The organism is Moraxella sp. CTOTU49803 (genome assembly GCF_032097965.1).
Lineage (GTDB): Bacteria > Pseudomonadota > Gammaproteobacteria > Pseudomonadales > Moraxellaceae > Faucicola > Faucicola tetraodonis.
This window is the reverse complement of sequence record NZ_DAMCJP010000004.1, coordinates 16,007-39,710: the sequence shown is the minus strand read 5'-3', so window position 1 is coordinate 39,710 and position 23,704 is coordinate 16,007. Positions and strand designations below refer to the sequence as shown.

The 23,704-nt window shown below is 42.2% G+C and carries 24 protein-coding genes and 1 tRNA gene; 15 read left to right on the top strand and 10 right to left on the bottom strand.

Features of this window, described 5'->3' with window-relative positions; translation table 11 throughout:
* Positions 1–116: 116 nt before the first annotated feature.
* The 6 genes from RT422_RS06450 to RT422_RS06425 all read right to left on the bottom strand — a co-directional run bounded on the left by RT422_RS06450 (position 117) and on the right by RT422_RS06425 (position 6,850).
* Positions 117–1,439: a hemolysin family protein gene (locus RT422_RS06450; RefSeq protein WP_284034723.1), complete on the bottom strand. Its 1,323-nt coding sequence runs from the start codon at positions 1,437–1,439 to the stop codon at positions 117–119.
* A 166-nt stretch (positions 1,440–1,605) separates the two neighbouring features.
* Entirely contained in the window at positions 1,606–2,778 is a 1,173-nt protein-coding gene (gene fadA / locus RT422_RS06445) for an acetyl-CoA C-acyltransferase FadA (RefSeq protein WP_007115528.1), read from the bottom strand.
* 30 nt (positions 2,779–2,808) lie between these two features.
* Complete coding sequence (gene fadB, locus RT422_RS06440) at positions 2,809–4,965, bottom strand: fatty acid oxidation complex subunit alpha FadB (RefSeq protein WP_313421700.1); 2,157 nt, start codon at positions 4,963–4,965, stop codon at positions 2,809–2,811.
* Between the two features lie 314 nt (positions 4,966–5,279).
* Positions 5,280–5,660 (bottom strand): 5-carboxymethyl-2-hydroxymuconate delta-isomerase, encoded by a 381-nt coding sequence (locus RT422_RS06435; protein ID WP_313421699.1) that lies wholly within the window; start codon positions 5,658–5,660, stop codon positions 5,280–5,282.
* An 11-nt stretch (positions 5,661–5,671) separates the two neighbouring features.
* Positions 5,672–6,142, bottom strand: a complete 471-nt coding sequence (gene ybaK, locus RT422_RS06430; RefSeq protein WP_312535118.1) for a Cys-tRNA(Pro) deacylase — start codon at positions 6,140–6,142, stop codon at positions 5,672–5,674.
* A gap of 207 nt (positions 6,143–6,349) precedes the next feature.
* On the bottom strand, positions 6,350–6,850 hold the full coding sequence (locus tag RT422_RS06425; protein ID WP_313421698.1) for a c-type cytochrome: 501 nt from the start codon (positions 6,848–6,850) through the stop codon (positions 6,350–6,352).
* Positions 6,851–7,389: 539 nt separating this feature from the next.
* Here RT422_RS06425 and rpsU point away from each other — a divergent pair.
* On the top strand, positions 7,390–7,605 hold the full coding sequence (gene rpsU / locus RT422_RS06420) for a 30S ribosomal protein S21 (protein ID WP_007115522.1): 216 nt from the start codon (positions 7,390–7,392) through the stop codon (positions 7,603–7,605).
* A 131-nt stretch (positions 7,606–7,736) separates the two neighbouring features.
* A complete protein-coding gene (locus RT422_RS06415; RefSeq protein ID WP_050324656.1) occupies positions 7,737–8,183 on the top strand; it encodes a GatB/YqeY domain-containing protein in 447 nt (148 codons plus the stop codon).
* Between the two features lie 62 nt (positions 8,184–8,245).
* Here RT422_RS06415 and RT422_RS06410 read toward each other — a convergent pair whose 3' ends face one another.
* From RT422_RS06410 to RT422_RS06395, 4 genes are all read right to left on the bottom strand, one after another.
* Positions 8,246–8,872: a Maf family protein gene (locus tag RT422_RS06410; RefSeq protein ID WP_099808461.1), complete on the bottom strand. Its 627-nt coding sequence runs from the start codon at positions 8,870–8,872 to the stop codon at positions 8,246–8,248.
* 18 nt (positions 8,873–8,890) lie between these two features.
* Positions 8,891–9,376 (bottom strand): rod shape-determining protein MreD, encoded by a 486-nt coding sequence (gene mreD / locus RT422_RS06405; RefSeq protein WP_309596543.1) that lies wholly within the window; start codon positions 9,374–9,376, stop codon positions 8,891–8,893.
* A gap of 11 nt (positions 9,377–9,387) precedes the next feature.
* Positions 9,388–10,215: a rod shape-determining protein MreC gene (mreC, locus tag RT422_RS06400; RefSeq protein ID WP_309592717.1), complete on the bottom strand. Its 828-nt coding sequence runs from the start codon at positions 10,213–10,215 to the stop codon at positions 9,388–9,390.
* A gap of 164 nt (positions 10,216–10,379) precedes the next feature.
* On the bottom strand, positions 10,380–11,411 hold the full coding sequence (locus tag RT422_RS06395) for a rod shape-determining protein (RefSeq protein WP_312115696.1): 1,032 nt from the start codon (positions 11,409–11,411) through the stop codon (positions 10,380–10,382).
* A 620-nt stretch (positions 11,412–12,031) separates the two neighbouring features.
* Between RT422_RS06395 and gatC the strand changes: the two genes are divergently transcribed.
* The 13 genes from gatC (at position 12,032) to RT422_RS06330 (ending at position 23,633) form a co-directional block, all read left to right on the top strand.
* The gene (gene gatC / locus RT422_RS06390; RefSeq protein WP_060995645.1) at positions 12,032–12,334 is read left to right on the top strand and encodes an Asp-tRNA(Asn)/Glu-tRNA(Gln) amidotransferase subunit GatC; all 303 of its coding nucleotides are present in this window, start codon (positions 12,032–12,034) and stop codon (positions 12,332–12,334) included.
* 57 nt (positions 12,335–12,391) lie between these two features.
* Positions 12,392–13,888, top strand: a complete 1,497-nt coding sequence (gene gatA / locus RT422_RS06385; protein ID WP_313421697.1) for an Asp-tRNA(Asn)/Glu-tRNA(Gln) amidotransferase subunit GatA — start codon at positions 12,392–12,394, stop codon at positions 13,886–13,888.
* Positions 13,889–13,899: 11 nt separating this feature from the next.
* On the top strand, positions 13,900–15,396 hold the full coding sequence (gatB, locus tag RT422_RS06380; RefSeq protein ID WP_050324649.1) for an Asp-tRNA(Asn)/Glu-tRNA(Gln) amidotransferase subunit GatB: 1,497 nt from the start codon (positions 13,900–13,902) through the stop codon (positions 15,394–15,396).
* A 46-nt stretch (positions 15,397–15,442) separates the two neighbouring features.
* Positions 15,443–15,519: transfer RNA gene (locus RT422_RS06375), tRNA-Pro, on the top strand.
* Between the two features lie 161 nt (positions 15,520–15,680).
* Positions 15,681–16,916 (top strand): site-specific integrase, encoded by a 1,236-nt coding sequence (locus RT422_RS06370; RefSeq protein ID WP_282841392.1) that lies wholly within the window; start codon positions 15,681–15,683, stop codon positions 16,914–16,916.
* A gap of 104 nt (positions 16,917–17,020) precedes the next feature.
* Positions 17,021–17,920: a hypothetical protein gene (locus RT422_RS06365; RefSeq protein WP_099834399.1), complete on the top strand. Its 900-nt coding sequence runs from the start codon at positions 17,021–17,023 to the stop codon at positions 17,918–17,920.
* 372 nt (positions 17,921–18,292) lie between these two features.
* Positions 18,293–18,511, top strand: a complete 219-nt coding sequence (locus RT422_RS06360) for a helix-turn-helix transcriptional regulator (protein ID WP_099834400.1) — start codon at positions 18,293–18,295, stop codon at positions 18,509–18,511.
* Positions 18,512–18,521: 10 nt separating this feature from the next.
* A complete protein-coding gene (locus RT422_RS06355; RefSeq protein ID WP_099834401.1) occupies positions 18,522–18,770 on the top strand; it encodes a hypothetical protein in 249 nt (82 codons plus the stop codon).
* Positions 18,767–19,090 (top strand): hypothetical protein, encoded by a 324-nt coding sequence (locus tag RT422_RS06350; protein WP_099834402.1) that lies wholly within the window; start codon positions 18,767–18,769, stop codon positions 19,088–19,090. The genes RT422_RS06355 and RT422_RS06350 overlap by 4 nt, the downstream gene beginning before the upstream one ends.
* Positions 19,091–19,098: 8 nt before the next feature.
* Positions 19,099–19,629 (top strand): hypothetical protein, encoded by a 531-nt coding sequence (locus RT422_RS06345; protein WP_099834403.1) that lies wholly within the window; start codon positions 19,099–19,101, stop codon positions 19,627–19,629.
* Positions 19,622–19,930: a hypothetical protein gene (locus tag RT422_RS06340; protein ID WP_313421695.1), complete on the top strand. Its 309-nt coding sequence runs from the start codon at positions 19,622–19,624 to the stop codon at positions 19,928–19,930. Before RT422_RS06345 ends, RT422_RS06340 begins: the two co-directional genes overlap by 8 nt.
* 126 nt (positions 19,931–20,056) lie before the next feature.
* Complete coding sequence (locus RT422_RS06335; protein ID WP_313421694.1) at positions 20,057–22,138, top strand: DUF3987 domain-containing protein; 2,082 nt, start codon at positions 20,057–20,059, stop codon at positions 22,136–22,138.
* Positions 22,139–23,171: 1,033 nt separating this feature from the next.
* A complete protein-coding gene (locus tag RT422_RS06330; protein WP_099834406.1) occupies positions 23,172–23,633 on the top strand; it encodes a hypothetical protein in 462 nt (153 codons plus the stop codon).
* The last annotated feature ends 71 nt before the right edge of the window (positions 23,634–23,704 follow it).

Here is a 23,704-nt window from a genome sequence, read left to right as displayed (position 1 = left end):
CAAGCCCAAAAGAAAAAAGTTCACGATTTGGTGAAACCATGAACTACTTTAACAAGAAACGTGAAAAAAGTTAATCAATTTCAAGTCAAAGCGGCCGTATTACTCAATCACTTTGACTAACTATCACTGATAATGTGCTCTTCTTCATCTTTGAGATTACGCGTCACAAGTAACTGGTCAATTTTATGATGATCAATATCGACTACTTCAAATTTATAACCTTGATATTCAACAAAATCCGCAGGGCGAGGAATTTTGCGCAGTTTGTACATCATAAAACCCGCTAAAGTTTCATAATTATCCCAATCAGGAAAATCTTCGATACCGAGCGCATGTTTGACGTTTTCAATCGGTGTGGTACCTTCAATCAGCCATGAGAATTCATCACGCTGGATAATCTGCTGCTCATCTTCAATTGGTGCTACCCAATCCCCCATCACTGTCATCATGATATCAGATAGCGTAATGACACCGACAATGAGCGCATACTCGTTCATCACCACGGCAAACTTTTCTTTACTGGAGCGAAAACGATCTAGCAGCTCGGATAAGGTTAATGTATCGGGGATGATTAATACATTACGAATCGTAGTTTCATTGAGCAAAATTTGCGACTGGTTACTAAGAAGTTTTACCAAAATATCTTTGGTATCGACATAGCCAATCACTTCATCAATATGGTCTTTACATACCAAAAATTTTGAATACGGGTAATTGGCGATTTTTTGGCGAATACTTTGCTCAGACTCGCCAAGGGTGAAATAAACCACATCCTCACGGGTGGTCATGCTAGAGGGCACATTACGTTCTTCAAGCTCAAAAACGTTTTCGATAAAGTGATGTTCTTGCTTGAGCAGCACCCCCGCTTGTGCACCTGCATCCACCACGGCAGAAACATCATCAAAGGTGATATTTTCTTCTCTTACCATGTTGATTTTGAAAATTCTAAAAATCAGATTTGCCAGCCCGTTGATAATCCATGCCAGCGGCTTAAATACTTTGATTGACAACAAGACAGGCTCAATCACCGCTAACGCCACGCGTTCTGGGTTAATCATGCCAATGCGTTTGGGAATCAAATCAGCAAACAAAATAAACAACAAAGTGACTAGCAAAAATGACATTATAAAACCGATATTATCAAGCATTTTGCCTTGATAAAATGGCGAAATAAGGTCAATAAAGTAGGGACGAAGCGCAGACTCACCGACAATACCGCCCAAAATTGCCACGGCATTTAGCCCTATTTGTGAGGTAGCAAAAAATTCGGCAGAATTTTCTTGTAAATGTAAAATTTTATTGGCGCGATTGTCACCCGATTCTGCCAACAACTTTAGCTTGATGCGTCTAGCACCTGCCAAGGCAATTTCGGAAATGGAGAAAAAACTGGAAATCAACACTAATATACAAATAATTAGTAGATTTTGGAATAAACTCACAATACACCTATATTTATCTATTTTTATCTAGACAACATAACAGATTTGGTAAAAAATTTCTTAGACTTTATAGTAAAGCAATATTAGTAAAAAACATGGGTGAAGAAAACTGGTCGCGTAAAAAAACCCTTGATTGAAATCAAGGGTTTTTGTTACAACAAACTGCTTATACACGTTCAATAATGGTGGCAATCCCTTGACCCAGACCAATACACATAGTGGCAAGACCGAGTTGGGTGTCTTGTTGCTCCATCACATTTAGAAGTGTGGTGGTGATACGCGCACCAGAACAGCCTAGAGGGTGACCTAACGCAATAGCACCACCATTTAGGTTAACGATGTCTAGCTTGTCTTGTAGGTTTAAGCCCTTAAGAACCGATAAGCCTTGTGCGGCAAATGCTTCGTTTAGCTCGATGGTTTGCATATCGTCGATGCTCATGCCAGCGCGTTTTAAGGCTTTTTTGGTGGCAGGCACTGGACCATAACCCATGATAGCGGCATCACAGCCTGCAACTGCCATACCGCGAATACGGGCACGCGGTGTTAGACCTAAATCTTTGGCTTTTTGTGCAGACATGATAAGCATCGCAGATGCACCATCAGATAAGGCTGATGAGGTGGCAGCTGTTACGGTACCGCCTTTAGGATCAAATACGGGGCGTAATGCCGCAAATGATTGCATATTGGCATCAGGACGAATCACCTCATCGATGGTGCAAAGTTGTAGGTTACCGTTTTCGTCATGACCTTCAATGCCGATGATTTCGTTCTTGAAACGACCTTGCTGTGTCGCTTCCCAGGCACGGCGATGTGATTCTACACCAAACGCATCTTGTTCTTGACGGCTGATGTTATTCATACGTCCAAGCATTTCAGCGGTTAAACCCATCATGTTAGAGGCTTTTGCATAATATTTTGAAGCCTCTGGGTTGATGTCAATACCGTGCATCATGCCCACGTGACCCATATGCTCAACACCGCCGATAATGAACACATCACCTTGACCGGTCATGATTTGTGCCGCTGCGGTGTGAAGCGCTTGCATGGATGAACCACATAGACGGTTGACCGTTTGACCTGCCGTAGTACGTGGTAATTCAGCCAATAAACCAATGTTACGACCAATATTCATACCTTGCTCTAGGGTTTGGTTGACACAGCCCCAGATAACATCTTCTACAAGTTTGGTATCAAACGGGTTACGCGCTACCAAGGCTTTAACAAGCTCGGCAGACATGCTGTCAGCGCGTACATTGCGAAACATACCATTTTTTGATTTGCCCATTGCGGTACGAACGCCATCGACAATCACGACATCTTTTGGACTTAATGTAGTCATTTTATTCTCCTTAAAATTTATAATCGTCGATTACACTTGTGGGTAAAAAGTTTTACCATTTGCCGCCATATCACGAATCATTTGTGGCGCTTCATAGGCTTTACCTAAGCTTGCGTATTTGTCGCAAAGGGCTAGGTAATTTTGTAGACCGATTTGGTCGATGTAACGACATGGGCCACCACGGAATGGCGGGAAGCCAATACCCATAATCATCGCCATGTCTGCTTCTGCAGGGGTCGATACGATGTTATCTTCTAAACAGCGAACCGTTTCATTACATAATGCAATCATCAAACGATCGATGATTTCTTGGTCTTCAAACTGTTTTGGCGCATCGATAAATGGTTTTAATAATTCAACGGTTTGTGGATCGGCAGTTTTAACTGGCTTGCCTTTTTTATCCGTTTCGTATTTGTAGAAACCAACGCCATTTTTTTGACCTAAGCGATTGGCTTCAAACAATATCTGACCGCTCACTTTGTAGTCTGGTTTCATACGGTCTGGGAAGCCTTCCGCCATGACTTCTGCCCCATGAACCCCTGTGTCGATACCCACAACGTCCATCAAGTAGGCAGGACCCATTGGCCAACCAAATTTTTCCATGACTTTGTCGATTTGAACAAAGTCAGCGCCTTGTTTGATCAATAAGTCAAACGCACCGAAGTAAGGGAATAATACGCGGTTAACTAAGAAACCTGGGCAGTCATTTACCACCACTGGCACTTTACCCATTTTTTCTGCTAACGCTACCGTAGTCGCTACCGCTTCTTCGCTTGATTTTTCACCACGAATTACTTCAACTAGCGGCATACGATGGACTGGGTTAAAGAAGTGCATGCCGACGAAGTTTTCTGGGCGCTCTAGTACCGAAGCTAAATAGGTGATAGAGATAGTCGAGGTGTTAGATGCTAGGATACAGTTGTCTTTAACTAGCCCTTCAACTTCTTTTAATACCGCGTGTTTAACTTTTGGATTTTCAACAACCGCTTCAATCACGATGTCAGTCTCACCAAAATCACCGTAGTTGAGCGTAGGACGGATACGGCTTAAAGTTTCGCCCATTTGTGTTGGGGTTACTTTACCGCGTGCCATACCGCTTGATAGGTGTTTGCTGGCCTCGCGCATACCTAAGTCAAGTTGCTCTGCCTTGATGTCTTTCATGATGATGGGCAAGCCTTTTGAGGCAGCTTGGTAAGCGATACCGCCACCCATGATACCTGCGCCCAATACAGCAGCTTCTTTAATATCATGCGCTTTGGCGCTGTGAGTTTTAGCGAGTTTACGAACCGCTTGGTCGTTTAAGAATAGACCGACTAGGCTTTCTGCTTGTGGGGTTTTTGCTGCTTTTGCAAAACCTGCAGATTCAATTTCTAACGCTTTGTCACGTGGTAGGTTCACGTGTCTTTCGATGGACTCTAAGGCAATTTTTGGTGCTGGGTACTGGGCTGGATTGGCTTTTGAGAACAATACACCTTTGGCTGAGTTAAATGCCATGGTTTGTTCTAGGGCGTTTAATTTGACTGGATTGATTTTTTCGTCATGGCGTGCTTTCCAATCTAGATCGCCTGCGATACATTTTTTGACTAAATCAATCGCTGAAGCCTCTAACTGGTCAGCGGCAACAACCGCATCCACCATACCGACTTTCAATGCAGCGGCTGGTTTTTGTGCTTCGCCAGTTGCGATGATTTCTAAGGCGTTATCGATACCGATGATACGTGGCAAGCGCACTGAACCACCAAAGCCTGGGAAGATGCCCAATTTAACTTCGGGTAAACCGATGCTCGCTTTGTCACTCATGACACGGTAGTCACACACCAACGTCATCTCTGTACCGCCGCCCATGGATGCGCCATTGATTGCCGCAACTTTTGGGAAAGGCAGGTCTTCAAAACGGTTGAATGTTTTGTTGATGTCAAGTACCCACGAAGCAATCTCGCCTTCTGGTTTTTTGAAGTTACCAACAAATTCAGTGATGTCTGCACCAGCGATGAAAACTTTTTTTCCTGAAGTAACGATTAGACCTTTAACGTCTGAAGATTGTTCTAATGCCGTGACTGCTTCGCCAAATTCTTTGATGGTGGCTTGGTCAAATTTATTAACGCTCTCAGTTTGATTATCGTAGTTTAATTTAGCAATACCGTCTTCGAGTAGCGATACCGAGATGCTATTTCCTTGATAAATCATTGCTAACTCCTTGAGTTATGTTGAAATCAACGGGGAAAACCGAAAAATGATGTTTTGCACGATGTCTTTATATGATGTCTTTAAAAGATGCTTGTGAAAAGATGCTTATTAAAATTTTTACATACCGCAGACAAAACAAAATCTTGACTAGTTTACTATGTTTGCGATAAGTTGAGAATAACGCAAATGACTGTTTAGTCATTGGCTAGCAACGGGGCCGCTGCTGCGGGTTTTGTTGCCAAACTTACTATCTTACCAGTTGGCAAAAGTCAGCAAAATGTGCTTAAAGTAGCCAATTTTTATCACTAACCCCTCTATTTGAATTCGACATACTGCTTGACATAATTGGCGCTTAGCGTGGTGGAGTTGACGCAAATCTGTAAACTGCCAACAGGCACCTCACTTTCGAACTCCTGCAGATGCGCTTTGATAGCATCGGCAATCCGCTGCGCCAATGATTGAATGGTAGCGTCATCACGCCCTGGCATCAGATAAAAATGCGCCATAACAAAGGCTTCATCTCCGCTATCGCTCAGTCCCACCAATACGTGGTTTGGGTAGTAGATACGTGATTTGATATCACTTTGTAGCTTAAAGTTGCCAGACTGCCATAGCGTATCATTGACCCGCGCTAGTAGGTTATCAGGCTGACTAATAATGTGGTCGTGACTCACTTCAATAATGACATTGGGCATGGTGTTATCCTTTACTCTTGAATTAAATCTGCAAATTTGGCGTTTACTGCGCCTGCTAAATCCGACGGTGACAACTCAATCTCTAAGCCGCGTCTACCGCCACTACAATAAATGGTCGCAAAGTGTTGTGCCGATTGATCGATGACCGTGGGCAGGCGTTTTTTTTGACCGAGCGGGCTTACCCCACCTAGCACATAGCCTGTGGTACGTTCTACCAATTTGGGGTCTGCCATTTGTGCTTTTTTACTGCCGATGGCTTTGGCGATTTTTTTTAGGTTTAGTAAATGCTCAACAGGCAGTATCGCAACAGCGAGTTTGTCATTGTCGTCTTGCACTACCAAGGTTTTAAAAACCCGCTTTGGCTCAACTTGTAGTTTTTCTGCTGCTTCAAGCCCATAGCTTTCACTATGCGCGTCATGATGGTATTCATGTAATTGGAATTTGATTTTTAGTTTTTTGGCAAGATTAACGGCAGGTGTCATAGCGGTTTCTTAACAGGGTTTGGTGATTGAACATAGTGATTCATCATAACCAAACTGCGGGTTAAAACAAAGCACATTGGGTATAAAAAACGTATAAAAAAACCAGCCAACTATTTTGCTAGTGACTGGATTTAGTGAAGTGCTAGATACTAGTTGTTGCATAGGCTTTAATGTATAGCCTTTATTTTATAAATGGCGCATTACCCATTAGCTTGCTTTTGAGACCATATAATCAACGGCAGCTTTTACTTCATCATCAGAGGCTTGACTACCGCCTTTGGCTGGCATTACACCGGATTTTCCTTGATAGCCGCCGATGGCGTGTTTATAAAGCGTGTCTTTACCTTGCGCAATGCGAGGTGCCCAAGCGGCTTTATCACCGAATTTTGGTGCGCCCATCAAGCCTGCTGTGTGACAAGTGGTACATACACTACCAAACAATTTTTCGCCAGCATCAGCAGAAACTTGGGTAGCGGTTGCTGTCGTCGTGGTGGCAGCGGCTGAGGCGGCTGTCGGTGGCACAAATGAAGCAGGCTGTGAAGCCACTGGCATGGGATGGTTTGCACGAGCGATTTCACCTTGCTGTGCGGCAATTTCTTCGGTTGGTTTGCTTTCAGCTGACTCATGCTTACTACATGCGCTCATGGTAAGACCTAAGGCAAGCATAAGACTGGCTAGCGTGGCATTGCGTGTTGATATCGGTAGCATAACCTTTTCCTTTCAAATAAGGTGAAATCTAATTTCACATCAATGTATAAATTTTTAATAGCCCTACAAACTGTTTTTGCATGGTAATGTTTTACGTGGTAATGTCGACTGGCAAATGGCTAGCACGGCATTTAGCGGTATGTGGTTATCATAAGATGATTAATGAGTATATTAGCATTACTGCCGTATGAATAAAATAACATTTTAAAGCCACCTTGCTAAATCATTACTATCATTGTGTATTTTGTTACGCTAATCGGCAAAAATTTTTTTACTGGCTAGGTAAAACAGGGCAATTGGCTAGGAGGAAGATTTTTTAATTTAACAGGTTATGAAAAAGCTAAAATTTACATTGACTTACATGCAATATTTAGTTAAAATTCGCACCTATTTTTATCCTAATCTGAGCTGATGCCAAACCATGGGTAGGTTGGCTAATAATCACCTATACAGCCAGATTAATGTTCCTGACCCACTAACCCCGCTTTGTTGATAGCACGGTAACTATCTATCAATAAGCCTAGACTTAAGGAGTCTACATGCCAGCAGTAAAGGTAAAAGAGAACGAACCTGTAGATATCGCAATTCGCCGCTTTAAACGTGCTTGTGAGAAAGCCGGTATTTTAGCAGATGTACGTAAACATGAGTTCTATGAAAAACCAACTCAAGAACGTAAACGCAAAAAAGCAGCTGCGGTAAAACGTTACAAAAAGAAAATGTCACGTGAATCAGTACGCACGACTCGTCTTTACTAAGGTAATTTGTCGACAGACAACCCAATACCAGTAAATGATAAAATCCACTTTGTTAAGTGGATTTTTTTATGCTATGTTGCTAACCACAATTTTAAAAACGCCATTAGCTAACATTAAGGAGCGTTAAAACCATGACTACCATAAAAGACACCTTGACCGATGTGGTCAAGACCGCCATGAAAGCGCGTGAGCTTGAAAAAGTTAAAGTGCTACGCAGCGTACAAGCGGTGATAAAACAAATCGAAATTGATCGCCAACTAACGCTCGATGATGCAGGTGTACTAGACATCTTACAAAAGCAAACCAAGCAGCGCCAAGAGTCGCTCGCGATTTTTGCCGCCAATGGTCGGGAAGACTTGGCACAAAAAGAACAATTCGAGATTGATGTGATTAGTCAATTCTTGCCACAACCCATGAGTGAAGCAGAAATTGCCAATCTGGTAGCTGCTGAAATTGCTGAGCAAGGTGCCACTTCAATGCAGCAAATGGGCGCTGTGATGAATGCGTTAAAAGTCAAAACCGCAGGTCGCGCTGACCCCGCTTTGATTTCAAAGTTGGTCAAAGCAACATTGGCTTAATCCATGCATCCTAAAAAAAGCCGTAAGATTTGCACTTATGGCTTTTTTTAAGTTTATTTTTACTAATGGGCTTGCATCACCTGAGAAAGCAAGTCCAAAGTTTCTACCAGTGGCAGTCCAACCACATTGCTATAGCTACCGTCAATCGCTTTGACCCACGCAGCGCCCAGCCCTTGAATGGCATAACCGCCAGCTTTGTCTTGTGGTTCACCCGTATGCCAATAATGCGTCATCATGCTGTCAGTGAGTGCGATAAATTTGACATCAGTTCTCACCACAGTGCGCTCAGCATAATCCATCTGCCATTGACCGCCACGCTGCGCCAGTCGGCTCACTTGCACTGCAGTCCATACTTGGTGCGAGGCATTGCTCATTTGCCGCCACATCGCACAGGCATCGGCAAAATCGTTAGGTTTTTGCAGCACTGACCCATCCGGCAATACGCCAATAGTATCGGCGGTAATCACCACACACTCGGTCATAGCAGTTGGCAAAACTTGTAAAGCGGCTTGCGCTTTTTGACTCACCATACGCCCAATATAGTCAATCGCCGATTCCTCTGCTCGCCGTGTTTCATCAATGTTGACTGCCACACAAGTATGTGGCACCGCAACTTGATCTAACAACTCACGCCGTCTAGGTGATGTGGACGCCAAGATAATCGGTATAGTGGCATTAAATTGATACATAATAACTTCTTAATACGCTTATCGCGTATAACGGAGCATGACAGCGACTAACAGCGGCCAAATTAAGGTACTGACGGCAACGGTATAAAGTAATTGGGGTGCAAACACCCCTTGGGTAAATAAATGCAGAAAAATTAACGCAAGTTGATAAATCAGCAAACAGGCGCCAGCAAGCAGCCATACCAAGTTTGAGGACAGTTGGCGTAAATAACCACTGACAAATTTGATAAAAAATGCCACCAGCACCGCACATAAGGCTTGCTGACCGATTCGGCTATCTGTGAGTAAATCAGCAAACAGACCAACCACAAACGCCAATCCCATGCCAATCAAAGTCGGTTGAAATATCAGCCAAAAAATCAGCATCATAATCATCCACATCGGACGAAATAGCGCAATCTCTGCCGACAGCGGATACACACTAAGTAGCGATGCGATGATAAAACTGATTGCCATCACAATATATAAATGCTGTTTGGTTTTTTTGCGCTGAACGACGACCATAATCAGTGATTTTAAACCTTTTGCTGAAGCAGTAAAACATAAGACGTATTGATAAAATTGGCAGCGGGTTTCACCATAATCTTGGCATAGCCCCCCGCTTGCTCGGCCTCTACTTTTGCCACCCGCCCAACAGGAAATCCGGCAGGAATACGACCACCAAGCCCCGATGAAATTAGCTCATCACCAATGCGTACATCCGATGCCTTAAAGATATAATCTAGCACCAAATACTGTGGATTACCTTTGCCCGACACGATGGCTTTTTGCCCGGTACGTTTGATAGTCACGGCAACCGATTGTTGGTCATCGCTGATTAGCACCACACGGCAGGTATCGGGATAAACATTGACGACTTGTCCAAGAATGCCGTTTTCATCAATCACCGTTTGCCCGACAATCACTCCGTCTTTGCTGCCTTTATTGATGACCACCATTTGCCGCAGTGGATTGCTATCGGTACCAATCACGTGCGACAACAGCAAATTAAACTGGTCTGGCGTGGTGGCGGATAAAATCCCTTGCAGTCGGGCATTTTGCGCAACAAGATAATCTTGCTGCTGTAATTGCGCTTTGGCATGCACAAGCTCAGCTTTTAACTGGACATTCTCACGGCGTAACGCTTCTTTTTCGGTCATAGTACTATCAAGCCAGCCTGCAAAAAAACTTGGATAAGCCGATACTTGATAGATGGGCTGCATGGCGGCATGGGTCGCGGTACGTACTGGCTGAAACCAACTGCTATTTTTACTATCCAATAACATCAGCACAATCGCCGCAAACACCACAATAATGGTCTTGCGAATGGCGAGCGGTTGTTGGGTAAAAATAGTAAGTGACATAAGTAACATCCAAGCAAAATCCGTGACGGCCAATACAGCGCGCGATAACAAGCCATCAGGATAGCAAAAATCTTTTAAACAAAGCTATCGTAAAATCATCTTGTCAATAAAGCAATAAAACCGCTATTAAAAAATAGCGGTTAACGGTAACACATCAGTTAACATCAGACAAAAATCATATTCAATGCTCTGTTATTGATAAACTCTAACGCTTTACCACCACCTCGGCTGACACAAGTCAAAGGGTCTTCGGCTACCGTGACAGGCAAGCCTGTCTCGCGCGAAATCAGCTCATCAAGATTGCGTAATAGTGCACCACCACCGGTTAATACAATACCACGCTCTGCGATATCGGCTGATAATTCAGGCGGGGTTTGCTCAAGCGCCGCTTTGACACCTGAGATAATACCAGCAATAGGGTCGCTTAAGGCTTTTTGGATTTCGGCGGATGTCACCACAAATGATTTAGGCACCCCTTCTGCCATACTACGACCACGCACTTCCACTTCCAAGGGGTTTTCAGGATCTTCAATTGCCGTCCCTACTTCAGTTTTGATGCGTTCAGCCGTGGTTTCACCAATCACACAGCCATGGGTACGGCGGACATGAGTAATAATCGCTTCATCGAACACATCACCGCCGATACGGATGGAGTCGGCATACACACAGCCTGATAGTGCAATCACCGCAATCTCTGTGGTACCGCCACCAATATCCACCACCATCGAACCACTGGCTTCATGAACGGGTAATCCTGCGCCAATCGCAGCTGCCATAGGCTCTTCAAGCAATAAGGCTTTGTTTGCGCCTGCCGATTCAACCGCTTCACGAATCGCACGACGTTCTACCAAAGTAGATTTACAAGGCACACAAACAATCACGTTTGGATTGGCCAAAAAACGTTTCACTTTCACTTTGTTGATAAAATGCTTGAGCATTTTTTGAGTCACTTCAAAATCGGCAATCACACCGTCTTTGAGTGGACGAATCGCAGTGATATTATCTGGGGTACGACCTAGCATTTGTTTGGCATCAAGACCGACGGCCGCAACGGTAGGATTTTGGGTACGGTTACTACGAAGCGCAACAACCGTTGGTTCATTGAGGACCACACCTTTACCTGGGGTGAAAATTAACGTGTTGGCAGTGCCAAGGTCGATGGCGATATTACTTGATAAAAATCCGAAAAGGCTCATGTATCATTTCCCAGTGATAACAAAACTACACTGCAAGCAAAGCAGAAATTAGCGGGGTGTTTAATCGCACATCGAGTCAACAACGCATTTTTTAAAAGAGTTTATTTAAAAGCCTTTAATGCCGATGTTTCTAATGCCCATGTTTCAAAACCACCCTATTGTGCCCACTAGCAAAAAATCTGAAGCAAGCTACTTACAGCCGCTGTATTTTACATAAAAAATAGCAAGAAACTCTTAACGATTCACAGTTAAAAGGCTATCTTTTTAGATAAAAAAGGTGACGATGATTTTAAAGAGGTTTAGGCAATAGTGACTTTAATGCGATTAATTTGCGTTTAGTAAGAATAGTGCTAGATTATAGCGGTAAAATATCGCAAAATATAGTGATTTAATCACATTCTATCTTTATTCACGAATTTTTTGTGACAAATTATTTAGGTCACATCACCCTATTTTTTCAAATTTGTTATTAAAAGTAACTAAACTAAAGCAACTGTTTTTTATCAGGTTTTATCCTCTTTTATTATAGGCTGTTGCTATAATGGGCTGGTTTAAAATCGCATCGAACATTTGCCTTGTTTGTCCGTTTTTTATTTTTGTTTGTACTTAAGGAACTCATCATGTCGCAGACTCTTTCAACTGATGAAATTATGAACATCGCCAAACTTGCTCGACTTGGCGTGACCGCTGAGCAGGCAGATAGTTATGCTAATGACCTAAGCAAAATCCTATCGATGATGGATATTTTGGCAGAGGTCAATACTGACAATATCGCACCGCTTACCAATGTCCATGATATGACCCAGCCACTGCGTGAAGATGTTATTGGCGGTAATGGGGTCGAAGTCAATCGTGAGCTAAATCAGTCCATTGCGCCAAGTGTCGCTGATGGTTTATACCTTGTGCCACAGGTCATTGAATAAACCACAGCTCATCGAATAACTTGTCAAATTTTTGTTAATTAATTATAAGTGAAAATTATGTCTGAACTACATACGTTTTCGGTTGCCCAATTGGCAGCAGGTCTAAAAAATAAAGACTTTAGCAGTACCGAACTTACCAAGCACTTTCTCAATCGGATTGCCCAGCATGATAAAGCCATCAACAGCTTTATCACAGTCACGCCTGAACAAGCGTTAGCGCAAGCTGCCGCCGCCGATAAATTATTGGCAGAAGGCAAAGGTACAGACTTGACGGGCGTGCCACTGGCTCATAAAGATATTTTTTGTACCCAAGGCGTTTTAACCACTTGTGGCTCAAAAATGCTAGAAAATTTTGTAGCGCCTTACAACGCCACCATCGTTGAAAACTGCCTAAATGCAGGCTTAGTCATGCTTGGCAAAACCAGTATGGATGAGTTCGCGATGGGCTCGGACAATGAGTCATCTTACTTTGGCGCCGTGCACAACCCTTGGGATATCAGCCGTGTACCAGGCGGTTCATCGGGCGGGAGCGCAGCTGCGGTTGCGGCAGGTTTTGCGCCCTTTGCCACAGGCTCAGATACCGGCGGCTCGATTCGCCAACCTGCATCATTTTGTGGTTTGACAGGGATTAAGCCAACTTACGGGCGTGTTTCACGTTATGGCATGGTGGCGTATGCGTCAAGTTTTGACCAAGCTGGCAGTTTTGGTAAAACCGCAGAAGACTGCGCCTATTTGCTCAACGTGTTATCAGGTCATGACAGCAAAGACTCAACATCCGCCAACAAAGATGTGCCGGATTTTGTCGCTAGTTTGACCAGCAAACGCCAAGCCAATGCCAGCCATGATAAACCGCTTCAAGGGTTACGCATCGGTATCCCAACCGAATACTTTGCCGATGGCTTAAATAGCAAGGTTAAAGCCAGTGTAGAAGCGGCATTAAAACAATACCAGGCCCTGGGTGCAAGCTTGGTGGATGTGAATTTGACCAAACCTGAAATCACCCTTGCCACTTATTATTTGCTCGCCCCAGCCGAGGCTTCATCTAACTTATCGCGTTATGATGGGGTGCGTTATGGCTACCGCTGTGACAGCCCAAAAAACTTGGAAGATTTATACACCCGCTCACGTTCTGAAGGCTTTGGTGCCGAAGTACAGCGCCGTATTTTGATGGGTACCTATGCGTTATCAGCGGGTTATTTTGATGCTTATTATGTCAAAGCGCAAAAAGTGCGCCGCCTCATCAGCCAAGATTTTGCCAAAGCCTTTGAAAGCTGTGATGTCATTGCCACCCCAACTGCGCCAACGACGGCTTATAAAATCGGTGCAAGCCTTAGCCCTGCCGAAATTTATATGGGGGATGTTTATACCATTGGCGTGAATTTAGCCGGTTTACCTTCATTAAGCCATTCAGTGGGTTTTGATAGTGACAATCTGCCTGTCGGCTTACAGCTGATTGCAAAAGCATGGGATGAAGAGACACTACTGCAAACTGCCGATGCGTATCAGCAAGTCACTGATTTTCACCAACAACTATCACCCATCGCCAAAGCCTAAGGAGCCTTGTTATGACAAACGAAAATAAACCGCAAGCGCCTTTAGTGGATGGCTATGAAGTGGTTATCGGTATCGAAATCCACTGCCAACTCAACACCAACACTAAAATTTTCTCCTCCGCATCAACGCTATTTGGGCAAGAACCCAACACCCAAGCCAATATCGTTGACCTAGCCATGCCAGGGGCGCTGCCTGTACTCAACAAAAATGTGGTAGAAAAAGCGGTGATGTTTGGGCTTGGCGTCAATGCTGAAATTGGCATGATGAACGCCTTTGACCGTAAAAATTATTTTTATCCCGACTTGCCAAAAGGCTACCAAATCAGCCAAATGGCGCACCCGATTGTCGGTACAGGCTATATCGACATCGTGGTCAATGAAGGTGAAAAAAACGAATATCCCAAACGTATTCACATTACCCGTGCTCACTTAGAAGAAGATGCGGGCAAATCGGTGCATGATGCGGTGCCACAAATGACAGGCGTGGATTTAAACCGTGCCGGTACGCCGCTGATTGAAATCGTCTCGGAGCCTGATATGCGCTCAGCTGCCGAGGCGGTTGCCTATGTCAAAGCCATTCACCAGTTGGTCACTTGGCTCGGTATTTCTGATGCCATTATGGCGGAAGGCTCGTTCCGTGCCGACTGTAACGTCTCCGTGCGAAAACCCGGTGCCGACTTGGGTACTCGCTGTGAGATTAAGAACCTTAACTCGTTTCGCTTTATCGAGCGCGCCATCACGGTGGAAATCGAGCGTCAAATTGACTTAATTGAAGACGGCGGCAAAGTCATACAAGCCACTCGCCTGTACGATCCCGACAAAGACGAAACGCGCTCAATGCGTACCAAAGAAGAAGCCAACGACTACCGCTACTTCCCAGACCCAGACCTTTTACCTGTGCATATTGATACCGCAACTTTTGAACAAATCAAAAACGCCATGCCAGAATTGCCAGTGGCACGTCGTGAGCGTTTTCAATCGGCGCTTGGCTTACCTGAATATGATAGCCGTATTTTAACCGCTAGCCGTTCGCTCGCTGATTACTTTGAGCAAGTAGTGGCAAAAGTCGGTCACGATAACGCCAAACTGGCTGCTAACTGGATAATGGGTGACCTGCTCGGCGCGCTCAACAAAGATGAAAAAACCATTGAGCAAAGCCCGATTTCAGTGAGCCAATTTGCCAAACTGCTAGAGCGTATCAAAGACAATACGCTATCAGGCAAGCTGGCTAAACAAGCCTTTATCGCCCTATTCGCTGGCGAAGGCGGTGACGATGAAACAGCCGTGGATAAAATCATTGCCGATAAAGGTTTAAAACAAGAAACCGATACAGGCGCGATTAAAGCGATTGTCGAAGATGTGTTGAAAAACAACCAAGCGATGGTCGATGAGTACAAGTCAGGTAAAGAAAAAGCCTTTAACGGTCTTGTCGGTCAAGTGATGAAAGCCTCTAAAGGTAAAGCCAACCCGGCTCAAGTTAATCAGCTGTTAAAAGAACTAATTGGATAAGTTTGTATTGCAAATTCTGTCATTTTTGGTAGAATAGTACACCTTTCGGGGCGTAGCGCAGTCTGGTAGCGCACTTGCATGGGGTGCAAGGGGTCGCGAGTTCGAATCCCGCCGTTCCGACCAAACACAATATCAAGGGGGTTTACGTTAGTTCGTAAGCCCCCTTTTTATGCGGTTTTGCAGGGTTTTTGAACTATATAAACCCTATTGAACTGTATAGAACATATTTTATTTTGGTGGTATATTTGGTGGTATAAATCATTTTCACGGCTTTTTATACCACCATGCTACTCAACGACAGAAAAATCAAAGCCTTATTACCTAGCGATAAATGCACGCCAAACAAGCCCGATAAGGTAAGTGATGGTAATGGCTTGCAATTATGGGTGAGAACCACAGGCAGCAAAACATGGGTATTAGATTACAGATTACATGGCAAGCGTCAAAATCTAGTGATTGGCAAATACCCAGCTATGAGCCTACAGCAAGCAAGGCTTAAAAATAATGAAGTTCGTGAGTTAATCAAACAAGGCATTGACCCTAAAGCCCAAAAATATACCACCGCAGATAGTGGTATAAATCAATTTGCTAATTTAGCCCAGCAATGGCATGACAAACGCAAAACAACTATTAAGGCGGGAACTTTTAGCCGTGACTATAGTTTATATGAGCGTGATATTAAGCCTTTCATTGGTGATAAAGACATTACCACCATTACCCCCCTTGAAATATTAGACATTGCCCACCGTATCGAGAACAGGGGCGCAGGTGATATGGCAAGGCGTGCCATTGGACAAATAGGACAAGTATTCACCTATGCTATGCGTTTAGGTATTGTCACTTACAACCCTACTTACAAACTAAGCCAAGCATTGACACCACGCCAGCAAAAAAACTTTGCACGCATTACTATCAATCAGTTACCGCAACTACTAAGCGATATAGACAGCTACAAAGGCGACCCGCTCACAAAGCTAGGTTTTTACCTTTTGGCTTATACGTTCGTTCGTACTAACGAGTTACGCTTTATGCAATGGAATGAAGTGGATTGGCAAGGTAAGTTATGGCGCATACCAGCCGAACGCATGAAAATGAACCGCCCGCATATTGTACCGTTAGCCCCGCAGGTTTTAGATATCCTAAAACAGATTAAAGATTTTGGCTTATCCGATACTTATGTTTTTTTTAATTCATCACGCCAGCAACCCTATAGCGAAAATGTATTTACCAACGCCCTTAAAAAGATGGGTTATCGTGATGTAATGACAGGTCACGGATTTAGGGGATTGGCAAGCACGACCCTACACGAACGCCAATATATGCATGAAGCCATTGAGTTACAGCTTGCCCACGATAGCGAAAGCAAGACCAGTAAAGCCTACAACGGGGCGAAGCACTTGCCCTACAGGGTGAAGATGATGAATGAATGGGCAAAGTTTATTGATGATGTTAAGGCAGGCAAGATGGACAATGTTATTCATTTTGGTAGTAACAACATTAAAAAAGCTATGAACGATTAATACCAGTTTTGCAAGGCTAGGAACTGCAGCCCGAAAGCGGGGAATTTTCGCACCAAACCCCGCCCGCCTTGCACCCTCTTTTATTGGTGCGTATGGTGCGAATGATGGAAAATATTTCACATGATTTAAATAGGGAAATACAGCTTTTAAAACATTTTTTTTTAATGTATTTACCAAGAAAAACTTTTTTAAAAATAGATGATGTAAGAAAATATTTGCAGTTAAAAAACATTATTCCTTTAGGTGATAGTCATAAATCAGCCGAACGGAAAAATTTAAAAATAATCTTAGATTTAATAAAAACAGAAAATATTGATTTATTCTTAGGTTTTCATAACCCTATGATGATTGATAGACATTTAAGAGAATATTTACTGAATAATTTCTTAGATTATATCAATGGTGAAAATCATAAACCTATATTCGAAGTAAAAGGTGAAATCAGTATTTTTGATAATACTCGCAATTGGTCAATTGATTATCCTAAATATTTCTCTTTTGATGATATCGTTATTTTAAAATCTGATTTAGATAAAATTTATGATGCTATACCTATAATTTTTACAACTAAGTCAAATCTTATAGAACAGACCCTTGATAAGGATAAGTTAATACAAAAGCAACGAGAGACCATAGACAGGCAAGCCAAAGAGATAGCAGACCTAAAAGCCCAGCTTGAGCAACAACCAAACCAGCCAAGCGACATGGCAGCAGATGAGCCACTAAAGGGAATTGCAAAGGTTAATTATGATAAAGATAAGGCAAAGGCTTTTGCTAGTATTGTGGCTAAATTTTTATGGAATATAGACACCAACCAACAATTACGCATTGGCGAAATGGCAACCCAGCTTTACCCATTGATACATGAGTTTGATAACAACGCATTACCACAAGGCAATGATACAATTAAGGATTGGATAAGACCCCACGCCCCAAAGTATGCAAGCAAAGCAGGTAACACACCGAAAAGTCAGCCGCCAATTATCCTAACCTTGAAAAAATAATTATCCTATCCTTTTAAAACACTAGGCAATCCCCTTACCCTTAGCGGTTAGGGGATTTTTTGTATTTACCCCACCGCCTAAACTACACCCAAGCGAACCGCAAAACTTTATATCGGTATTCAATAAATACGCTTGATATGCATTAATGCAATATTTTACAAAAACTAACAAAATTATTTGATTGTCCGTACATGTCCGTACATGTCCGTACATGTCTGTACATGTCTGTACATGTACATAAAACTTTGATTATCAATATCTTACGATTTTTTAAGGCTTTTAATTTCTTAGTTTTTGAACATAAAATAAACCCAAGCGAACCAAAAAGAGTTAAGCGGTTCTTAATTAACCACGTTTGGGAGTTATCACACCATGACGAACAAAAACCAACCTTTTACCCTACCCCCTCAAGGCGTAAGCCGTGCCAAGCAAATTTTGCAACTTTTACCGATTGGCAAAACGTCATTTTACAAACTTGTCAAAGAGGGAAAATTCCCCGCCCCAATCAAATTAGGCGCAAATACTACCGTATGGCGCAATGCTGATGTATTGGCATGGCTTGAAAGCCTAGAACAACAGGCAACAGCATAAGGGGGCAGCCATGACTACTAGCAAAAATACACAGCCAAGCAAACCAAAGCGCATAACCAAAATTCAACAAGTCAAAAACCGCCTTTTAGCGGGCGAGGTTTTAACCGTGCGTGACATTATCAAAATGGGTATTAACCGCCCCACCGATATCATATGGCTATTACGCAAAAAGGGCATGGATATCATTAGCCTTGATTGCAAAGACCCAGTGACGGGCGAACCGTTTGTTAAATACTACCTACAGGAAACCAGCGCATGAATGAGCCAATAAACCCAGCGTTTTTTACTGAATTTGATAAGTATAAACGTATCGTAGAAAAGCACGGCGAGGACAGCGAACAAGCCCTTAACCAGTTTATGAAAGTGTTTGAGTTATCACCCGAGTATATCAAGCAAGAAGCCCACGCAAAGGCTAAAGAATTGGACTTGATGCCACCTATAAGCGGTTACAGTGATGATGGCGAACCGCTTTATAGCGCAGCAGATATAGCCGCCAAACTTGGCATAGATGAAAGTGAAGTGATAAGCCGCCTAGATGAATTGGGCGTATATCAAGGCAATATTAACCGCATACAGTGAGCAGAATTATGAACCACTATAAAGACACCGCCCAACAGCCAAACACGCTAGAAACGCTTAAAAATGGGCAAATTGACACTAGCACAAAGGTAACTTTTAGTGATGTGATAAAAAGCATATTACTAGCGGTTTTGATGATTGGTTTATTGCTACTCATTAGCAGTTATCACCAAGCCCACCCTAAAAATAACTTGCAAAGTGTGGCGGGCGTGATTGATAATAAAGACCTCTCAAAACTCGAAAGCGGACAGCCAAGCCGTTATTCATTGGCTTTTTTTATGCCTAACTATCGCCTGACCTCTCAAGTCAACGATATAGACAGCATAGCACCCCTAACCCATTTCACAGGGTTAAACCGTCATATATACGCCCACAGCGTAACCAATTATGGCGAGGTGACATCGCAAAATAAAATAGCCTTTACGGTGAATATGCGAGGTGGTTTCTTTCGAGCCAAGAGTGAGCCTTGCCTTCCCCCTTTTTGGGATTGGCAATCTTTATTAACTCAACAATCGAAAGGAGTAGCTAATCATGGCTAATCAAAACCACACCCCACGCCTACAGGCAACCACCCAAGCCGAACTACAAAGCCAAATTGATAGCTTAAACAGTGAAGTTTACGACAAATTGACCCTTAACCGTGAGCATTTAACTATGCTATGGAAAATGGTTAATACTGCTATTGATGACCTAACCAACGGTAACGCCCCTTACTATGCGATAGAACAGGCTAAACAATCCCTATTCATTGCCCAGCATTTAACGAGTGATTTTTTAGATGGCGTTAATTGGGAAATTGAAAAACACCCATTACACCAAACGGGGGCAAAGAATGAATAAAACCGCCCTAAATTGTGGCAAAAATAAGGGGCTTAACGCCCTTTATTTGCTTAGACGGTGCAGTTATACCACCAACACCGCAAAACAGCTACAAAACGAATTTACAGCCATTGGCAAGGGGGAATAATGAATAATTTAGCGATACCGACAAATGAAAAAGCCCACACCGATAGCGGCATGGACTTCGTAAAATTCATAGCGGATTTTAAAACAGCAAACCAAACAGATCTAACTACACAGACGCTAAGTAATTTATCTTGTTTATTAGATGATGACAAGTTAAAGATTGTAGATTGTGATATTACTATAGATGAAAATGTTAAGCCTACCGCCAATAGCATAGCAACGGTTCTATACAATCAGCATTACCAACAATCAAACCTTGCTATATTTCCATTAGACAATAAAGAGCCTTTTTTATTACATGGGTTCAACAATGATGGGTTTATCTTTGGTAATGGCGGGCAAGTGGTGGCAATCCGTGATTTAACTATTGCCATGATCGTAGCAATCTACACTAAAACACGGGGCGAAAATTACACCGTGATAACACCCCTTAATACATGGCATTTTGACAGCCTAGTTAAAGCCCATGCCAGCCAAAGCCAAGTTATGATATTAACCGATTATGAGCATGGCAAAGAGTACGAGCGGACATTTAAGGGCGATAACGTCAAAATTGTATCAATCGTTGACCTTATAGATGATTTAATCATTGAACAATGTATTGATGATATTTTGACCTTAAGCGATACCAAAGTGATAGAGCTAAACGGTATTGAATGGGGTGAACTTGAACCACTAGAGGACACAAACACGCCCGCCACCCGTTACCCTATTGAAGCATGGCAAGGCGTTTTAAGACAAGCGATTGAAGCCATAGCCCACCATGCACAAGTACCCCTAGCAATGGCGGGGCAATGTATTTTAGGGGCATTGGCAACCATAGGACAACGCTATATTAATGCACCTTTTGGACATAGCCACATACCCGCTAGCCTTTACCTAGTCACAGAGGGCGAAAGCGGGAGCGGTAAAACTTTTGCCAGCAAGCTATCACACTACAGCATTAAGCAATGGGATAAAAACGCCTATCAAGTATTTTTAACTTTACTTAGAGAATGGCAAGCGGATCTAGATAGCCTTAAGGGTAAAGAGAAAGCCGAATATATCAAAGACACCCCAAAGCCTAAAAACAATACAATCCTAGTTACTGACGCAACGATTGAAGCGGTTTTAGATAAATTTATCATAGATGAATTAGCTAACCTATCATGGACAACTGACGAGGCGGGGCAGTTTTTTAACGGGCATACTATGAAAAGCGACACCGCAGGCAATGCCCTATCAAGCCTTACAAAGTTATGGAGTGATGGAGAGGCTAGCCGTTTACGATCACAACGGGGTAAAACTGCAGTACCACAAACAAACGCCTATGACGCTAGATTAACACTAGATATCATGGGGCAACGGGTAATACTTGAACCCGCATTAACTGACCCCGTGATGAATGGACAAGGATTTTTAGCCCGTAGCTTGATAGCTTGCCCCGATAGCTTACAAGGACAAAGGGTGTGGAATACAGCCGAGCGCATGAGCCAAAGCCCCTATGATGATCCAAGATTGTTAGCCTATTGGACAAGGTGCGATATACTTTTAGAGCCACCACCAAACCAGCAACAGCCCTTAGATGAAGCTGGCAAGCCAATAAGGGTAAATATGCCTTTTGGTGATGGGGCAAGGCAGGCTTTAGCAGATTACCAACAATCAATAGAACACCGCCAAGCTAAAGGGCGAACCCTTGAATATTTAAAGGCTTTTGCTAGCCGTATGGCTGAAAATGCTACCCGCATAGCCTCATTAATGGCTTTTTTTGATAATCGCCAAGCGGTAGAAGTGAATGATCTACAAAGAGCCTTTAAGTTAGTAGAGTATTCAACAGCCGAAAGGTTACGTTATTTAGATATTAAAGCCCATGAAAAAAGCGACAGCCAAAAGTTAATGGATTGGCTAGTTAAACAGTGTAAGACAAAGGGTGTTAAGCGGTTAAGTTATGCAGAAGCCCAAAGCAAGGTAAGTGTAAGAGCCTTAAGGCGTAAAGCTGAATTTGAACTTGCCATAAGTTTGTTAACTGATAAAGGTTATATTCAAGTGACTACACAGGATAACAGCCGATTTATTGAGATTAACCCGCAGGCATTAAATTAGTATTTATATTTAAAAGTGGTGAAAATGGTGAAAGTGTGAAATTGACCTTGTGAAAGCTAGTAATATCAAGGTATTTCATGTTTTCACCTTTTTTTGTGATTGGTGAAAGTGGTGAAAGTAAAGTGAAAATAGCACCAACTAGCCAGCCATTAATGCCCGTTTTCACCGTTTTCACATGGTTATTATTTTGGTGAAATGCTAAATGCTAGATATATCAAGGGGTAAAGGTATTCATTTTCACGCTTTCACCGTTTTCACGTTAGTGTTAGATATATATACATTAGGCGGGCATGATTAAGACAACCTAGTTACAGTTTGAAAGCCAAGCCCACCCATAGCACCCTATAGCCACTTTAACCCATTAGATAGGTAAACATAGCACCAACAACCAAAGCCACCACATAGCGCAAATGGTGAGCAATGGCGGGGGGTATCAGATTATTGAAAGCGACACCACCAACGGACACCGCCCGCCCTTTCATTTAGAAAAAAAATCCTATTTTCCAAAAACTTAATTTTTTTACAGTTTTTGCATGGTAGGGGCATAGTAAAAGTTTAGCCGATTAATGATAAATGACCGCCCACACCACTAAAAAAATACCACCGCAAAATTAAAATTTTAGTAGTAATTCTTTTAGTCCATCAAAAGGCACAGTAAATAATAATTAGAGTCCATAAAAAAGGGGGATTTTGGGGACATTACGAGAACGCCCAAAAATGAACACCACCACAGCCAGCAATAACAAGGCATTGGCAGAAAGTGAACAGCCTATTGAACGGCAAAGCCAAACTATAAGCATGATTGATTAGACAACACATATTTTAGATAAACAATAAACTTTTAATAATTAAAATTGAAAAAAAAATCAAAGATTTAATAATTCTATAGAATGTACAAGTTACATTAAATACTGTAAAATTGTTTAAATTTGTTTGCTTTAAATCATTTTATTGCTCAAAAGTAACTAATCTTTTTAGTACTAAGTAATTAGATACTATTTAGTTGTTTTAGAAATGTTCTAGGTAATTTCAAATGCCGTTAATATCTGCAATAACCTCTTTGTTTTCAGAAAGAAAAATCAAAAAGAATTTGGGAAATAAACATTCTAAAGACCTATTTTTATGGATTAGAGAAAACGTTACTGATTCTCATATTGCTGAGCAAATGTACTTAGATTTGATAAAAGAAAATCCATTTAATCTAGCATATTTAGAAAAAAATGAGATTACACAAAAACTTTGCTCAAACGCACTTGCTATAGACCTTTCAGTAAAAGATTTGATTCCAAGTGAATTTTTTACATTAAATATGCATCATACTTTATACAAAAATGATCCTAGTTATTTTCGACAACTTCCAGACAGTATGAAAACTGCAGATTTGTGCTTACTTGCAGTCAAAGATAACAGTGATAATTTGAATTATGTTCCTTCCAATATGAAAACATCTACTATTATTAAAGCTGCTTTTGAAAATTTTAAGAACCAAAAATAATATAAATTAATAAATTTTAGTTTTTTTTCAAGCTAACTATATATTTTAGTTAGCTTTTTTTATTTAAATTT

Coding starts and splice junctions, on each gene's coding strand:
- RT422_RS06415 (WP_050324656.1), top strand. CDS start 7,737: ATGACTACCATAAAAGACACCTTGACCGATGTGGTCAAGACCGCCATG.
- RT422_RS06335 (WP_313421694.1), top strand. CDS start 20,057: ATGAATAATTTAGCGATACCGACAAATGAAAAAGCCCACACCGATAGC.
- gatA (WP_313421697.1), top strand. CDS start 12,392: ATGTCTGAACTACATACGTTTTCGGTTGCCCAATTGGCAGCAGGTCTA.
- RT422_RS06360 (WP_099834400.1), top strand. CDS start 18,293: ATGACGAACAAAAACCAACCTTTTACCCTACCCCCTCAAGGCGTAAGC.
- gatC (WP_060995645.1), top strand. CDS start 12,032: ATGTCGCAGACTCTTTCAACTGATGAAATTATGAACATCGCCAAACTT.
- rpsU (WP_007115522.1), top strand. CDS start 7,390: ATGCCAGCAGTAAAGGTAAAAGAGAACGAACCTGTAGATATCGCAATT.
- fadA (WP_007115528.1), bottom strand. CDS start 2,778: ATGACTACATTAAGTCCAAAAGATGTCGTGATTGTCGATGGCGTTCGT.
- mreD (WP_309596543.1), bottom strand. CDS start 9,376: ATGGTCGTCGTTCAGCGCAAAAAAACCAAACAGCATTTATATATTGTG.
- gatB (WP_050324649.1), top strand. CDS start 13,900: ATGACAAACGAAAATAAACCGCAAGCGCCTTTAGTGGATGGCTATGAA.
- RT422_RS06425 (WP_313421698.1), bottom strand. CDS start 6,850: ATGCTACCGATATCAACACGCAATGCCACGCTAGCCAGTCTTATGCTT.
- RT422_RS06340 (WP_313421695.1), top strand. CDS start 19,622: ATGGCTAATCAAAACCACACCCCACGCCTACAGGCAACCACCCAAGCC.
- RT422_RS06330 (WP_099834406.1), top strand. CDS start 23,172: ATGCCGTTAATATCTGCAATAACCTCTTTGTTTTCAGAAAGAAAAATC.
- RT422_RS06355 (WP_099834401.1), top strand. CDS start 18,522: ATGACTACTAGCAAAAATACACAGCCAAGCAAACCAAAGCGCATAACC.
- RT422_RS06365 (WP_099834399.1), top strand. CDS start 17,021: ATGGAAAATATTTCACATGATTTAAATAGGGAAATACAGCTTTTAAAA.
- ybaK (WP_312535118.1), bottom strand. CDS start 6,142: ATGACACCTGCCGTTAATCTTGCCAAAAAACTAAAAATCAAATTCCAA.
- RT422_RS06370 (WP_282841392.1), top strand. CDS start 15,681: ATGCTACTCAACGACAGAAAAATCAAAGCCTTATTACCTAGCGATAAA.
- RT422_RS06350 (WP_099834402.1), top strand. CDS start 18,767: ATGAATGAGCCAATAAACCCAGCGTTTTTTACTGAATTTGATAAGTAT.
- fadB (WP_313421700.1), bottom strand. CDS start 4,965: ATGATTTATCAAGGAAATAGCATCTCGGTATCGCTACTCGAAGACGGT.
- RT422_RS06345 (WP_099834403.1), top strand. CDS start 19,099: ATGAACCACTATAAAGACACCGCCCAACAGCCAAACACGCTAGAAACG.
- RT422_RS06435 (WP_313421699.1), bottom strand. CDS start 5,660: ATGCCCAATGTCATTATTGAAGTGAGTCACGACCACATTATTAGTCAG.
- RT422_RS06410 (WP_099808461.1), bottom strand. CDS start 8,872: ATGTATCAATTTAATGCCACTATACCGATTATCTTGGCGTCCACATCA.
- mreC (WP_309592717.1), bottom strand. CDS start 10,215: ATGTCACTTACTATTTTTACCCAACAACCGCTCGCCATTCGCAAGACC.
- RT422_RS06395 (WP_312115696.1), bottom strand. CDS start 11,411: ATGAGCCTTTTCGGATTTTTATCAAGTAATATCGCCATCGACCTTGGC.